Source organism: Janthinobacterium silvisoli (assembly GCF_014200725.1).
GTDB lineage: Bacteria > Pseudomonadota > Gammaproteobacteria > Burkholderiales > Burkholderiaceae_D > Janthinobacterium.
Map to the genome: position 1 here is coordinate 1,160,257 of NZ_JACHCL010000001.1, position 14,384 is coordinate 1,174,640.

Annotated in this window: 14 protein-coding genes; 12 read left to right on the forward strand and 2 right to left on the reverse strand. The window is 59.3% G+C overall.

What is annotated here, in order from left to right:
• Positions 1-28 precede the first annotated feature (28 nt).
• Positions 29-1,351, reverse strand: coding sequence for a homoserine dehydrogenase (locus tag HDE75_RS05255; protein ID WP_183675904.1), 1,323 nt, complete (start codon positions 1,349-1,351; stop codon positions 29-31).
• A gap of 72 nt (positions 1,352-1,423) precedes the next feature.
• Complete coding sequence (locus tag HDE75_RS05260) at positions 1,424-2,653, reverse strand: pyridoxal phosphate-dependent aminotransferase (protein ID WP_183675903.1); 1,230 nt, start codon at positions 2,651-2,653, stop codon at positions 1,424-1,426.
• Between the two features lie 85 nt (positions 2,654-2,738).
• Here HDE75_RS05260 and HDE75_RS05265 point away from each other — a divergent pair, with 85 nt between their 5' ends.
• From HDE75_RS05265 to HDE75_RS05320, 12 genes are all read left to right on the forward strand, one after another.
• A complete protein-coding gene (locus HDE75_RS05265) occupies positions 2,739-2,963 on the forward strand; it encodes a hypothetical protein (protein ID WP_183675902.1) in 225 nt (74 codons plus the stop codon).
• A 111-nt stretch (positions 2,964-3,074) separates the two neighbouring features.
• A complete protein-coding gene (locus HDE75_RS05270; RefSeq protein WP_183675901.1) occupies positions 3,075-3,467 on the forward strand; it encodes an Mth938-like domain-containing protein in 393 nt (130 codons plus the stop codon).
• The gene (locus HDE75_RS05275) at positions 3,464-5,155 is read left to right on the forward strand and encodes a glycosyltransferase family 39 protein (RefSeq protein ID WP_221291755.1); all 1,692 of its coding nucleotides are present in this window, start codon (positions 3,464-3,466) and stop codon (positions 5,153-5,155) included. The genes HDE75_RS05270 and HDE75_RS05275 overlap by 4 nt, the downstream gene beginning before the upstream one ends.
• A gap of 218 nt (positions 5,156-5,373) precedes the next feature.
• Positions 5,374-6,510 (forward strand): DegT/DnrJ/EryC1/StrS family aminotransferase, encoded by a 1,137-nt coding sequence (locus HDE75_RS05280; RefSeq protein ID WP_183675900.1) that lies wholly within the window; start codon positions 5,374-5,376, stop codon positions 6,508-6,510.
• Positions 6,511-6,521: 11 nt separating this feature from the next.
• Complete coding sequence (locus tag HDE75_RS05285; RefSeq protein WP_221291756.1) at positions 6,522-7,517, forward strand: glycosyltransferase; 996 nt, start codon at positions 6,522-6,524, stop codon at positions 7,515-7,517.
• Positions 7,517-8,425, forward strand: coding sequence for a formyltransferase (locus tag HDE75_RS05290; protein ID WP_183675898.1), 909 nt, complete (start codon positions 7,517-7,519; stop codon positions 8,423-8,425). Before HDE75_RS05285 ends, HDE75_RS05290 begins: the two co-directional genes overlap by 1 nt.
• A 21-nt stretch (positions 8,426-8,446) precedes the next feature.
• A complete protein-coding gene (locus HDE75_RS05295; protein WP_183675897.1) occupies positions 8,447-9,499 on the forward strand; it encodes a bifunctional UDP-4-keto-pentose/UDP-xylose synthase in 1,053 nt (350 codons plus the stop codon).
• Positions 9,499-10,458 carry a polysaccharide deacetylase family protein gene (locus HDE75_RS05300; protein ID WP_183675896.1) on the forward strand — a complete coding sequence of 320 codons (960 nt, stop codon included), beginning with the start codon at positions 9,499-9,501 and terminating at the stop codon, positions 10,456-10,458. Before HDE75_RS05295 ends, HDE75_RS05300 begins: the two co-directional genes overlap by 1 nt.
• Positions 10,459-10,532: 74 nt before the next feature.
• Entirely contained in the window at positions 10,533-11,003 is a 471-nt protein-coding gene (locus tag HDE75_RS05305; RefSeq protein ID WP_183675895.1) for a peroxiredoxin, read from the forward strand.
• Positions 11,004-11,315: 312 nt separating this feature from the next.
• Positions 11,316-13,136, forward strand: a complete 1,821-nt coding sequence (locus tag HDE75_RS05310) for a PhoH family protein (RefSeq protein WP_183675894.1) — start codon at positions 11,316-11,318, stop codon at positions 13,134-13,136.
• Between the two features lie 134 nt (positions 13,137-13,270).
• Entirely contained in the window at positions 13,271-13,606 is a 336-nt protein-coding gene (locus tag HDE75_RS05315) for a helix-turn-helix domain-containing protein (RefSeq protein WP_183675893.1), read from the forward strand.
• Positions 13,607-13,804: 198 nt separating this feature from the next.
• A complete protein-coding gene (locus HDE75_RS05320; RefSeq protein ID WP_311735069.1) occupies positions 13,805-14,368 on the forward strand; it encodes a type II toxin-antitoxin system HipA family toxin in 564 nt (187 codons plus the stop codon).
• Positions 14,369-14,384: the final 16 nt, after the last annotated feature.

Here is a 14,384-nt window from a genome sequence, read left to right on the forward strand (position 1 = left end):
CGCCGTTTTGCATGGGATAAAACAAAAATCAGCTGAGGTTTTCCAGGCGGATCTTGGTCACCGTGCCCACCACGCTGTTCAACGCTTCCATCTTGGCGATGGCCGCCGTAACGTGCTTTTCCTGCGTCTGGTGCGTCAGCATGATGATGTCCGTTTGCGTCTCATCCTCGGCCGGCTCTTTTTGCAGCATGGCGTCGATCGAGATGCCGCCATCGGCCAGGATGCGCGTCAGGTCGGCCAGCACGCCCGGCTGGTCGGCCACGTGCATGCGCAGGTAGTAGCTGGTGGTGATTTCAGACATCGGCAGAATCGCAATGTCGGTCATGGCGTTCGGCTGGAAGGCCAGGTGCGGCACGCGGTGTTCAGGGTCGGCGGTGGCCAGGCGGGTGATGTCGACCAGGTCGGCAATCACCGACGAGGCCGTCGGCTCGGCGCCCGCGCCACGGCCCGAATACAGGCTGGCGCCGACGGCGTCGCCATGCACCAGTACCGCATTCATGGCGCCTTCCACGTTGGCGATCAGGCGCTTGGCCGGGATCAGGGTCGGGTGCACACGCAGCTCAATGCCTTCCACGCCATTGACAGTGGCGCGCTTGGTAATGCCCAGCAGCTTGATGCGGTAGCCCAGCTGTTCGGCATAGCGGATATCGACTGCATTGAGGTTGCTGATGCCTTCCACATAGGCTTTGTCGAACTGCACCGGAATGCCGAAGGCGATGGCCGACATGATGGTGGCCTTGTGCGCGGCGTCCACGCCTTCAATGTCGAAAGTCGGATCGGCTTCCGCGTAGCCCAGCGCCTGCGCCTGTTTCAGCACGGTGGCGAAATCGAGGCCCTTGTCGCGCATCTCGGACAGGATGAAATTGGTGGTGCCGTTGATGATGCCGGCGATCCATTCGATGCGGTTGGCCGTCAAGCCTTCGCGCAGCGCCTTGATGATGGGGATGCCGCCTGCCACCGCCGCTTCGAACGCCACCATCACGCCCTTGTCCTGGGCGGCAGCGAAGATTTCGTTGCCATGCACGGCCAGCAAGGCCTTGTTGGCCGTGACCACGTGCTTGCCGTTGGCGATCGCCTGCAGCACCAGGGTGCGCGACAGGTCGTAGCCGCCGATCAGTTCAACCACGATATCGATTTCGGGATCATTGACGATCAGGGCTGGATCATTGACGACCTTGCAGGCGCCGGCGACCAGCGCCTCGGCTTTCGCCACGTCGCGCACGGCGACGGCGACCACTTCGATGCCGCGGCCGGCGCGGCGTTTGATTTCTTCCTGATTGCGGCGCAGGACGCTGAACGTGCCGTAACCGACATTCCCCAGGCCCAGCAGGCCGATTTTGATGGATTTCATAGTCTACTAAAAGCTCATAAGTGGCGCGTACCATCGGCACGCGCCAGGTTGATCGAGTGTGCTGCTGCCGGCTCAGCCCCGGCTGTGACGCTTGCGGTAGCCTTCGAGGAAGCGCGCGATGCGTCCCATGGCCTCGGTCAAGTCATCGGAATTGGGCAGGAAGACGATACGGAAATGGTCTTGCGCGATCCAGTTAAAACCCGTGCCTTGCACGATCAGCACCTTGGCCTCGGCCAGCAATTCATAGGCAAACTGCTGGTCATCGGCGATCGGATAGATCAGCGGATCCAGGCGCGGGAACATATACAGCGCCGCTTTCGGCTTGACGCAGGTCACGCCGGGAATCTCGGTCAGCAGCTTGTGGGCCAGGTCGCGCTGTTTCAGCAAGCGTCCGCCCGGCCCCACCAGGTCATTGATGCTCTGGTAGCCGCCCAGCGCGGTCTGGATCGCGAACTGGCCCGGCGCATTGGCGCACAGGCGCATCGAGGCCAGCATGTTCAAGCCTTCGATGTAATCCTTCGCGTGGCGCTTCTCGCCCGACACCACCATCCAGCCGGCACGGTAGCCACAGGAACGGTAATTCTTCGACAGGCCATTCAAGGTAATGAACAGCACATCGTCGGCCAGCGAGGCGATCGACACGTGCTCGGCTTCATCGTACAGCACCTTGTCGTAGATCTCGTCGGCGAAAATGATCAGCTGGTGCTGGCGCGCCAGTTCGACGATCTGCAGCAGCAGTTCCACCGGGTATAGCGCGCCGGTCGGATTGTTCGGGTTAATGACGACGATGGCGCGCGTCTGCGGCGTGATCTTGCGGCGCATATCGTCGATATCGGGATACCACTCGTTTTGCTCATCGCACACATAATGCACGGGATTGCCGCCGGACAGGCTGACGGCGGCCGTCCACAGCGGATAGTCGGGCGCAGGCACCAGTACTTCGTCGCCGCTATTGAGCAGCGCATTCATCGACATCACGATCAATTCCGAGGCGCCATTGCCCAGGTAAATATCGTCGATGGTGACGCCGGCGATATTCTTGCTCTGCGTGTAGTGCATGACGGCCTTGCGCGGCGCGAACATGCCCTTGGAATCGGTATAGCCTGCCGCGTTCTGCAGGTTCAGCATCATGTCGCGCACGATCTCGTCGGGCGGATCGAAGCCGAACACGGCCAGGTTGCCGATATTGAGCTTGGTGATCTTGTGGCCTTCTTCTTCCATTTGCCTGGATTTTTCCAGGACCGGGCCGCGGATGTCGTAGCAGACATCCGCCAATTTATTCGATTTCTGAATCGGTCGCAAAATAAATCCCTGTCGTGATACGGCGCGGCCCGCCTGCACTTGCGGCATGGCATCTGCACCAAAACTATGAAACCATGAGACTGCAATGGCAAAAACTACAACGCAAACAAGTATTCTCGCCGAAAGCAGGCCATTTTATCAAATTAAACATGGTGAACAGCGGCATTTGGCGCAAAATCTGCCAAAGCTGCCTGCCACACAGGCACTGCATGGCCAGCACCGTCTTCACCGTTTCTTCACTTTGTCCACATCTGTCCGCGCTACCATGGCGCTGCACGCGCTTGCATCTGCCCGATTTAGTTGCATTTAGAAAAGATTCCCCCTGCCATTCGCTCTTTTCAAGCATTTATGGCATGCTTACGCCCCTTCGCCGCAGTAGGGCAAGCGCCCCCGATTAACCGTCCAGAGCAGCCAAAACGCCATGAAACTTCATGCCAGCACCACCCAACAATACCAGACCGTCACCGGCTACGATGAAAACGGCGTCGAGATCAATGCCCAGCCCTATGACTATAGCCTGATCGTGATGCCGGAAACGCCGCCACGGGCGTGGGACGTAGGCAGTTTTGAAGCATTGACGGAAGCCCATTTTGCGCAAATCCTGGCCGACGAGCCCGACGTGGTGATTCTGGGCACCGGCGAGCGCCAGCGCTTTGTCCACCCGAAGCTGACGGCCGCGCTGACCATGCGCCGCATCGGCGTCGAATGCATGGATAGCCAGGCTGCCTGCCGCACCTATAATATCCTGATGGGCGAAGGCCGCAAGGTCACGCTGGCCCTGATCCTGTCGACTGGCAAGGCTGGCGCAGCATGAAGAAATTCAATATCAACGAATTGCACACCTCGCGCGTGCTGATGTGGTCCCTGCTGGGCATTTTCATCGTCGTCACCCTGTATGCGCTGGGCATCCGCACGCTGGTGCCGCCCGATGAAGGCCGCTACGCTGAAATGGCGCGTGAAATGCTGGCCAGCGGCGACTGGATCACCACCCGCCTGAACGGTATCAAGTACTTTGAAAAACCACCGCTGCAAACGTGGATGAATGCACTGACCTTCGCCACCTTCGGCCTGGGCGAGTGGCAAGCCCGTTTGTGGACGGGCTTGTGCGGCATCATCGGTGTCTGCATGACGGCGCTGGCTGGCAAAAAAGTGTTCGGTCCGCGCGTGGGCCTGTATGCCGGCCTGGTGCTGGCGTCGAGCCTGTTCTGGCTGGCGTCGGGCCAGATCAATTCGCTGGACATGAGCTTATCTGGCATGATGACCATCGTGCTGGCCAGCCTGCTGATCGCCCAGCGCGATGGCGCTACGGCAGCCGAGCAGCGCAACTGGATGCTGGTCTGCTGGGCCGGCATGGCCTTGGCCGTGCTGGCCAAGGGCTTGATCGGCATCGTGCTGCCCGGCGCCGTGCTGGTGCTGTACACCGCATTCTCGCGCGACTGGCGCATCTGGACCCGCTTGCACCTGGTCAAAGGCTTCATCGTGTTTTTCGCCATTGCCACGCCATGGTTCGTGCTGGTCGGCCTGCGCAATCCCGAACAACCGCATTTTTTCTTCATCCACGAGCACCTTGAACGCTTCCTGAAAAAAGGCCACCAGCGCGAAGGCGCCTGGTATTACTTCCTGGTGCTGCTGATACCTGGCATCCTGCCGTGGATAGGCGTGCTGCCGCAAAGTATCGCCGCCGCCTTCAAGCGCCAGGACGGCGCCTTCCAGCCCCGTTTGATGGTGCTGATCTGGGCCGTCTTCATTTTCTTCTTCTTCAGCTATTCGACCTCCAAGCTGCCAGGCTACATCGTCCCCGTCTTCCCTGCGCTGGCCCTGCTGATCGCGCTGTACCTGGAATCGGCCTCGCGCCGCCAGCGCATGCTGGCCGCCGGCCTGCTGACAGCGCTGGGCCTGGCCGTGCTGGTGATCGTGCCGTTCACCTTCCAGCACGCCAGCGCACGCGATCCGCTAGAACTGGCTGCGCTGAAGGGCTATCAACCGTGGGTGATGGCGGCTGGCTTCTTCGCCTTGGCCGGCGGCGCCCTGGCCCTGCTGCATGCGCGCCAGTTGCGCCGCGACATGACGGTGCTGACGATTGCCGGCGCAGGCTTCCTGGCCACCCATTGCATCCTGGCCGGTTCCGAGCTATATGGCCAGAACCGTGCCGGCACCGATTTGCTGCCGCAGATCCAGGCGGAACTGAGCGCCGACACCAAGATCTATTCCGTGGGCATCTATGAGCAGTCGCTGACGTATTACTTGCAGCGTCCCGTGATCCTGGTCGACTATTGGGATGAGTTCACCTTCGGCCTGGAACAGCAGCCCGAGCTGTCATTGCCGAAAGTCGAGCAATTTGTCGAGCAATGGACGCGCGATGCCGCCAATGGCGTGCGCGACGTGGCCATCATCAGCCATGAGCAATACAAGCATCTGCAACAGCAAGGCGTAGCGATGCGCGTGGTGGCGCAAGATGCGCGCCGCATGGTGATTGCCAACAATATCGTTGTTAGCAAATAGAAAAGCCTTCTGTCCGCGCAGACCGATCCGGGACGAACTCGTCCCGGATGTCTGGCTTTCACGCCCGGGCGCTGCCGAAACTGCCGCGCCACCACCCTGAATAAAGCTATAAAATAGCGTTGCCAGCCAGCGGACACGGATCGCGCCGGCAGCCACAACAATCAATACAATAATAATACGGCCCACACCATCAAACCCAAGAACAAGACGAGTGCCCCATGACCTCTGCCCTGCCCTTTTTGCCATTTTCCAAACCCACCATTGATGAAGCCACCATTGCCGCCGTCGGCGAGGTGCTGCGTTCCGGCTGGATCACCAGCGGGCCAAAAGTGCAAGCCTTCGAAGCGCAACTGTCCGAGTATTTTGGCGGCCGCCCCGTGCGCACCTTCAATTCCGGCACCTGCACGATGGAAATCGCGCTGCGCATCGCCGGCATAGGCCCTGGCGATGAAGTCATCACCACGCCGATTTCGTGGGTCGCCACCGCCAACGTCATCATCGAAGTGGGCGCCACGCCCGTATTTGCCGACATCGACCCGGTCACGCGCAATATCGACCTCGACAAGCTGGAAGCGGCCATTACACCACGCACAAAAGCCATCATTCCGGTCTACCTGTCCGGCTTGCCGGTCGACATGGACCGCCTGTACGCGATCGCTGAAAAATACAAGCTGCGCGTGGTGGAAGACGCCGCGCAAGCGTTTGGCTCCGAGTGGAAAGGCAAGCGCATCGGTTCGTTTGGCGACTTCGTGTCCTTCAGCTTCCAGGCCAATAAAAACATCACCACGGGCGAAGGCGGCGCGCTGGTGCTGAATAGCCTGGAAGAAGCCCGCCTGGCTGAAAAATACCGGCTGCAGGGCGTCACGCGCAGCGGCGTCGACGGCATCGATGTCGATGTGCTGGGCGGCAAATACAATATGAGCGACATCATGGCCGCCATCGGCCTGGGCCAGTTCGCCAATATCGAAGCGATCACCGCGCACCGCCGCAGCCTGGCGCGCCATTACTTTGAACAGTTCGGCAGCGATTTCGAGGCACAGAGCGGTGCGCAATTGCCGGTGGCCGACTTCGAAAACAGCAACTGGCATTTGTTCCAGATCATCCTGCCTGACAACGGCCCCGGCACGCGCGCCACCTTCATGCAGAAAATGGCGGAACAGAATGTGGGCACGGGCTACCATTATTCGCCTATCCATCTGTTTACCATGTACCGCGAGCGCGGCTTTACGGAAGGCATGTTCCCCGTCTCCGAAAAACTCGGCTACCTGACCGTGACCTTGCCGATGTTCTACGCCATGACGAAGCAGGACGTGGAACGCGCCGTCGCCACCGTCAAATCCATCCTCATCAAGTGAGCAGCGTGCCGATGAAACCAGAACTGTCTATTATCATTCCAATCTACAACGAACAGGATGGCCTGGCCGCCCTGTTCGCGCGCCTGTATCCGGCCCTCGACGCCCTGCAAACCAGCTACGAAATCATCTTCGTCAATGACGGCAGCCGCGACAATTCGGTTTCCATCCTGGCCGAACAGTTCCGCCAGCGCCCCGATGTGACGCGCGTGGTGCTGTTCAACGGCAATTACGGCCAGCACATGGCCATCCTGGCCGGCTTTGAAGCCTCGCGCGGCCAGATCATGATCACGCTCGACGCCGACCTGCAAAACCCGCCCGAGGAAATTGGCAACCTGGTGGCGAAGATGCGCGAAGGCTACGATTATGTCGGCTCGATCCGCCGCAAGCGCCAGGATTCGGCCTGGCGCACGCTGGCCTCGAAAATGATGAACCGCCTGCGCGAAAAGATCACCAACATCAAGATCACCGACCAGGGCAATATGCTGCGCGCGTATGGCCGCAATGTGATCGACCTGGTCAACCAGTGCGCCGAAGTCAATACCTTCGTGCCCGCGCTGGCTTACACCTTTGCCCGCAAGCCGACCGAGATCACGGTCGAACACGAGGAACGTTCGGCCGGCGAATCGAAATATTCGCTGTATAGCCTGATCCGCCTCAATTTCGACCTGGTGACGGGCTTTTCGCTGGTGCCGCTGCAAATCTTTTCCATGCTGGGCATGGCGCTGTCGCTGGGCTCGGCCATGCTGGTGGTATTCCTGCTGATACGCCGCTTCTTGCTGGGTGCGGAAGCCGAAGGCGTGTTCACCCTGTTTGCCATCGCCTTCTTCTTCATGGGCGTGATTCTGTTCGGCATCGGCCTGGTGGGCGAATACGTGGGCCGCATCTTCCAGCAAGTGCGCGCGCGCCCCCGCTACGTGGTGCAAACCATCTTGCAGGACGGCATGGTCCAGGCAGAATCCGAAGCGCAATCGTATGTGCGCCTGGAAAAACGCCAGGTGAGCCGCTGATGCGCGCCGTCGTTTTTGGCTACCACAACGTGGGCGTGCGCTGCATCAAGGTGCTGCTGGCTGGCGGCGTCGATATCGCCCTGGTCGTCACGCATGAAGACAGCCCCACGGAAAACCTGTGGTTCGAATCGGTCGTCAGCCTGTGCCAGGCCGAAGGCATCCCTTACATCACGCCGGCCGACGCCCGCTCGCCGGAATTGCTGGCGCAGGTACAGCAAGCGCAGCCAGACCTGATGTTCAGTTTTTACTACCGCAACATGTTGCCGGCTAGCATACTGGAAGTCGCTCCCGCCTATAATATGCACGGTTCGCTGCTGCCGCAATTCCGTGGCCGCGCGCCCGTCAACTGGGCGGTACTGCATGGCGCCACGGAAACCGGCGCCACCTTGCATGAAATGACGGTCAAGCCGGACGCGGGCGCCATCGTGGCGCAAACGGCGGTGCCGATCTTGCCCGACGACACGGCGTTTGAAGTGTTTGGCAAGGTCACCGTGGCCGCCGAGCAAACCCTGTGGGGCGTGTTGCCCGCCTTGCTGGACGGCACGGCGCCGCGACAATTGAACGATTTGCGCCAGGGCGGCTACTTCGGCGGACGCAAGCCGGAAGATGGTCGCATCGACTGGAACTTGCCTGCTCAACAAGTGTATAACCTGCATCGCGCCGTGGCGCCCCCCTATCCGGGTGCCTTTACTGAAGTAAATCATGTCGTTTACATCATCGAAAAGGCCCGTTTAAGCAAGCGTCCTGCTGGAAGTTTGCCACCGGGCTTGGCAGTAGTGGATAATTGCATCTTTGGCGTTTGCGGAGACGGCCACATGCTTGCCATTTCCGCATTGACGGCTGGCGACGCACCGATTACCGCTGCACAGCTGCAAAGCCGCCTGGCCGCTCCCGTCAGCGCACACTGAACATTACCGAGAGAATCTCATATGAAAAAAGTCCTCATCTTAGGCGTCAACGGCTTTATCGGCCACCACCTGTCGAAACGCATCCTGGAAACCACGGACTGGCATGTCTATGGCATGGACATGAGCACCGACCGCATCACCGAATTGCTGGAAAACGAAGCATACAAATCGCGCATGCACTTCTTTGAAGGCGACATCACGATCAACAAGGAATGGGTCGAGTACCACGTCAAGAAGTGCGACGTGATCCTGCCACTGGTGGCCATCGCTACCCCATCGACCTACGTCAAGCAACCGCTGCGCGTATTCGAACTGGACTTCGAAGCGAACCTGCCTATCGTGCGTTCGGCTGCCAAGTACGGCAAGCACCTGGTATTCCCATCGACCTCGGAAGTGTATGGCATGTGCCACGACGAAGAATTCGATCCGGAAAACTCGGAACTGATCTGCGGCCCGATCAACAAACCGCGCTGGATCTACTCGAACGCCAAGCAGCTGATGGACCGCGTGATCTGGGGCTACGGCATGGAAGGCTTGAACTTCACCCTGTTCCGTCCATTCAACTGGATCGGCGCTGGCCTGGACTCGATCCACACGCCGAAAGAAGGTTCGTCGCGCGTCGTGACGCAATTCTTTGGCCATATCGTGCGCGGTGAAAACATCTCGCTGGTCGACGGCGGCGCGCAAAAACGTGCGTTCACCTATATCGACGACGGTATCGATGCGCTGATCCGCATTATCGCCAACAAAAATGGCGTAGCGAGCGGCAAGATCTACAACATCGGCAACCCGACCAATAACTACTCGATCCGCGACCTGGCCGGCATGATGCTGACCCTGGCGGCCGAATATCCGGAATACGCCGAAGGCGCGAAACACGTGAAAATCGTGGAAACGACCTCGGGCGCCTACTATGGCGCCGGCTACCAGGACGTGCAAAACCGCGTGCCGAAAATCACCAATACCTGCGAAGAACTGGGCTGGGCGCCAACCACGACCATGGCCGATTCGCTGCGTAACATTTTCGACGCCTACCGCAGCCAGGTAGCCCAAGCCAAAGCCCTGATGGATTAATGTTGAGCAAGCCGTTACTGACCCTGAAAATCGACGTCGATACCTACCGCGGCACGCGTGAAGGTATGGGCAACCTGGTGCGCATGCTGGCCGCACACCAGGCCCGCGCCACCTTTTTGTTTTCGCTGGGCCCCGACCATACGGGGTGGGCCTTGCGGCGTGCGCTGAAACCTGGCTTTTTCAGCAAGGTGTCGCGCACTTCGGTGGTCGAACACTATGGCTTGAAAACATTGATGTACGGCACATTGCTTCCCGGCCCCGATATCGGCAAGCAATGTGTGCAAGAACTGCGCGCCGTGCGCGATGCCGGCTTCGAATGCGGCATCCACACCTGGGATCACACCTTGTGGCAAGACAACGTTGCCAAGCGTAACGCTGCCTGGACCGTGGGCATGATGCGCAAGGCCGCCAACCGCTACGAACAAGTATTTAGCACCAAGCCGCATACGCATGGCGCCGCCGGCTGGCAAATGAATGTCAGCGCCTTTGTCGAACACGACGCGGCAGGCTACCACTATGCCTCCGATGGCCGCGCCATCCTCGATGAGCGCGGCGCGATGGTGTATCCGGGCAATGGCCCGCACCGCCTGCGCAACGGCAATACCTTGCTCAAATGCGTGCAATTGCCGACCACCCTGCCCACTCTGGATGAGCTGCTGGGCTGTGAAATCGATGGCAAGCTGCTCACCACCGGCAATATCGCCGAACATATCCTGTCGCTGACGGCGGAAAATCGCCGCGACCATGTCTATACCTTGCATGCGGAACTTGAAGGACAGAAACTCGCCCCCATTTTCGATCAATTGCTGACGGGCTGGAAAGCCCAGGGCTATGAACTGGCATCCATGGGCGACTATTATGAAAAAGTAAAAGACACGGACTTACCCGTTTGCCCAGTCACCTGGGGTGAACTGCCAGGCCGCTCGGGACGCCTGATTGTGCAAGGCAAAGCGGCCTGAATGTTGTATTGTTCCACCTGGATGCGTTGCCAGGATAAAAACAGCGCTGATGATCACCGTTCAGGAGAGAACCTGTGGCTGATAGCCAATCCCTCGTAAGCCTACCCGACTTTAGCGCCGCCATGACCAGCGGCAAAACCTTTCAGTTGCTGGGCCGTCCAGCCAAGACCACGGTGCTGTTTTTCTATCCAAAAGACAACACTCCAGGTTGCACGACTGAAAACATGGCATTCCGCGACGCCTATCCGCAATTTCTCGCCGCCGGTGCCGAAATCTACGGCATCAGCCGCGATTCCCTGCGCTCGCACGAGAATTTCAAGGCCAAGCTGGAACTGCCGTTCGAACTGATTTCCGATCCGGACGAAGCCGTCTGCCTGCTGTTCAACGTCATGAAGATGAAACAGATGTATGGCAAGACAGTACGCGGTGTCGAGCGCAGTACGTTTATTATTGACGCTGAGGGCCGATTGGTGAAAGAATGGAGAGGCGTGAAGGTTGCCACTCACGTAGAAGAAGTGCTGGAATTCGTAGCGCATCTGAACTGATCAAGAATGAGCAATACTGATCGTATGCGTTGCAGGCTCTCAGCAAAAACGTAGCTCAACCCGTCGTCCAGTTCACTGTACAGATCGCAATCTTGAGTCAGCGCAACGCCTCTTCCCACTCCGCCAGACGGGCTTCCAGCCCGCCACTGGCACTCCTTCCCGGCCACCTGGCCGGCCTGTCGGCAGTCATATCGTCCCGTAACATTCGTCCAGTATCCATTGTTGTTCCCCGCATCGACCCCATGAGAATCGCCGCCAGAAGCTGGCTGCCCATGGGCGATTCATTCCAGAAATTTTTTGATTGAGATCCTGATGCCACTGCCAAAAATACCTAGCAAGCCAGCCACCATCCTGGCAACCCAAGATTACCCAACCGCAGGCGCTACGCGCCCGGCCGGCAAGAGCCCGGCTGCCAAAAAAGTTGCAGCACCCGTCATAGAAGCGGCGCTGGCCGAAGTGGCCAAACCGGTACGCAATGCCGCCACCAAGATCAAGCAAGTAGCGGCCCTGATGGTCGCCAAGCCGGCGCCCGTCGCAGAAGCAGCACCAGCACCAGCACCAGCTGTCATTGCACCTGCAACTGTGCAAAAAAACAAGGCCAAGGCGCCTACCGCCAAGGTCACGCCGATCAAGTCCGCGAAGCAGGCAGAGCAGCCGCATCCGGCCAAGCACAAGGCGGTCGAAGTGCAGCTGAAATCGTCGGCCAGCCGCGCCGCCGACCAGCGCGGCGTCAGCAAGCTGTTCGTGCTCGACACCAACGTGCTGATGCACGATCCATCGTCGCTGTTCCGCTTCGAAGAGCACGATGTCTACCTGCCGATGATGACGCTGGAAGAGCTGGACAACCACAAGAAGGGCATGACGGAAGTCGCGCGCAACGCCCGCCAGGTGTCGCGCACGCTGGACGCACTGGTCAGCAATACGGACGATGACGCCATCGAGCAAGGCATCTTGCTGTCCAAGCTGGGCAACAAGGACGCCAAGGGCCGCTTGTTCTTCCAGACGCGCCTGCAAAGCGCCGACCTGCCTGTGGGTTTGCCAGTAGGCAAAGCCGACAACCAGATTCTGGCCGTCGTGCGGTCGCTGGAAGCGGAACAGGAAGGCCGTCCGGTGGTGCTGGTGTCGAAAGACATCAATATGCGCATCAAGGCGCGCGCGCTGGGCTTGCCGGCCGAAGATTACTTCAACGACCATGTGCTGGAAGACACGGACTTGCTGTATTCGGGCATCGTGCAATTGCCGGACGACTTCTGGAACAAGCACGGCAAGGACATGGAATCCTGGCAAGAAAGCAAGAACGGCTACAGCTCCACGTTCTACCGCGTGACGGGCCCGTTCGTGCCTTCGATGCTGGTCAACCAGTTTATTTACCTGGAACCGAAAAACGGCGAAGCGCCGTTCTATGGCCAGGTGAAGCAGATCAACGGCAAGACGGCCGTACTGCAAACCCTGCGCGACTTCAGCCACACGAAAAACAATGTGTGGGGCGTGACGGCGCGCAACCGCGAGCAGAACTTCGCCCTGAACCTGCTGATGAATCCGGAATGCGACTTCGTCACTTTGCTGGGCCAGGCCGGTACCGGCAAGACCCTGCTGGCCCTGGCCGCCGGCCTGGCGCAAGTGCTGGAAACCAAGCTCTACAACGAAATCATCGTCACCCGCGTGACGGTGCCCGTCGGCGAAGACATCGGTTTCCTGCCAGGCACGGAAGAAGAAAAGATGTCGCCATGGATGGGCGCGTTCGACGACAACCTGGAAGTGCTGAACAAGTCAGACTCCGATGGCGGCGAATGGGGCCGGGCGGCAACGCAAGACCTGATCCGCTCGCGCATCAAGATCAAATCGCTCAACTTCATGCGCGGCCGCACGTTTGTGAACAAGTTCCTGATCATTGATGAAGCGCAAAACCTGACGCCGAAACAGGTCAAGACACTGGTCACACGCGCCGGTCCCGGCACGAAGATCCTGTGCCTGGGCAACATCGCCCAGATCGACACGCCGTACCTGACGGAAGGTTCGAGCGGCCTGACCTATGTGGTCGACCGCTTCAAGGGCTGGTCGCACAGCGGTCACGTGACCCTGGCACGCGGCGAGCGTTCGCGCCTGGCCGATCACGCCAGCGAAGTGCTGTAAGCATTTCACGGCGGCGCAAGCCGCAGCTGGAAAACAAAAGCCCCGCTGGCAGCGATGTCAGCGGGGCTTTTTTTATCGTCACCGAGGAATCAATGCTACATTTAATACTCATATCAATGAATTAGAGTAGTATCATGATCAATCTTATCCATCCATTGAGCGCAACGCGCCAGGCTATCGGACTGAGCCAGGAAGCACTGGCGACGCATGCTGGACTGAGCCGCATGACGGTGCAGCGCACCGAATCGGGCAATATTGATCCGCGGCTTTCTTCTCTCATCGTGATGGCCCGCGCCATGGACATGGAACTGATGCTGGTGCCGTCCGCCATCCTGCCCGACCTGGCAGAATTCGTTCGCTCTGGCGGCAAGTTTCTGGGCCAGCCGGAAGGCGTGGGGGCCCCGCCATCAATCGTCGATACCCTGCTGGCAGCGCCACGCAGCAGCAAGGCCAGTAAAGCTGAATCATGAGCATCGCCATCCGCTACCTGCGCTGTATCTGCACACGCCCACCCAAGGCCGACGGCCGATAGGCTATCTGTCGCAATACGGCGATATCTTGCGGCTTTCGTTCGATGCGGCATACATAGCGGATACGAACCGGCCTACCTTGTCGCTGGGCTACCAGGGCGGCAATGACGCAACCTGCCGTTTGACCATATTCTGGCGGTGGAACGCTTCGACCGCAGCCTGGACGGTGACCGTATCCATACGGAAGAGTTTGCACAGGTATTGCGCTACGAGCCCAGGCACAAATATGGCAAGGGCATCGCGCAAGATTATGCGGCCATGCTGCGCATCCTCGATCAACTATCAAACAAGCCAGCACAGGACGCGCAGGAATTCGTCCAGAGTTTTGTGGCCTTCATTCTGATGGGCAATACCGACGCCCACCTGAAAAACTGGGCTTTGCGCTACCCCGACGGGCGCCGTCCCGAACTGGCGCCGCTATACGATCCAGTGTGTATCACGGCCCTGTTCGACGACGTGCCGCTGGCCGACTACGGCATCAACCGCGCCATCGATGGTCAATTGCGCGCATTCAATTGGCATGATCTTGATACACTATTGCAACAAGCCCAACTTCCGCGCCGCGCCCGCTTGCTGCAACTGGCCAAACAAGTGGTCAAACAAGCACAGGCGGACTGGCCAGCCTTGCTCAAGGAGGCTCCCGATAATGTACGGTCCTCGATTAGCGCCAGGCTGAATGGCGGGCTCAGTCTCACGCAATAGCCACCCACATTCTCTT

Excerpts from the sequence above, each read along its gene's own strand:
- HDE75_RS05310 (WP_183675894.1), top strand. The coding sequence starts at position 11,316 with ATGCCACTGCCAAAAATACCTAGCAAGCCAGCCACCATCCTGGCAACC.
- HDE75_RS05285 (WP_221291756.1), top strand. The coding sequence starts at position 6,522 with ATGAAACCAGAACTGTCTATTATCATTCCAATCTACAACGAACAGGAT.
- HDE75_RS05275 (WP_221291755.1), top strand. The coding sequence starts at position 3,464 with ATGAAGAAATTCAATATCAACGAATTGCACACCTCGCGCGTGCTGATG.
- HDE75_RS05255 (WP_183675904.1), bottom strand. The coding sequence starts at position 1,351 with ATGAAATCCATCAAAATCGGCCTGCTGGGCCTGGGGAATGTCGGTTAC.
- HDE75_RS05290 (WP_183675898.1), top strand. The coding sequence starts at position 7,517 with ATGCGCGCCGTCGTTTTTGGCTACCACAACGTGGGCGTGCGCTGCATC.
- HDE75_RS05265 (WP_183675902.1), top strand. The coding sequence starts at position 2,739 with ATGGCAAAAACTACAACGCAAACAAGTATTCTCGCCGAAAGCAGGCCA.
- HDE75_RS05270 (WP_183675901.1), top strand. The coding sequence starts at position 3,075 with ATGAAACTTCATGCCAGCACCACCCAACAATACCAGACCGTCACCGGC.
- HDE75_RS05300 (WP_183675896.1), top strand. The coding sequence starts at position 9,499 with ATGTTGAGCAAGCCGTTACTGACCCTGAAAATCGACGTCGATACCTAC.
- HDE75_RS05295 (WP_183675897.1), top strand. The coding sequence starts at position 8,447 with ATGAAAAAAGTCCTCATCTTAGGCGTCAACGGCTTTATCGGCCACCAC.
- HDE75_RS05315 (WP_183675893.1), top strand. The coding sequence starts at position 13,271 with ATGATCAATCTTATCCATCCATTGAGCGCAACGCGCCAGGCTATCGGA.
- HDE75_RS05280 (WP_183675900.1), top strand. The coding sequence starts at position 5,374 with ATGACCTCTGCCCTGCCCTTTTTGCCATTTTCCAAACCCACCATTGAT.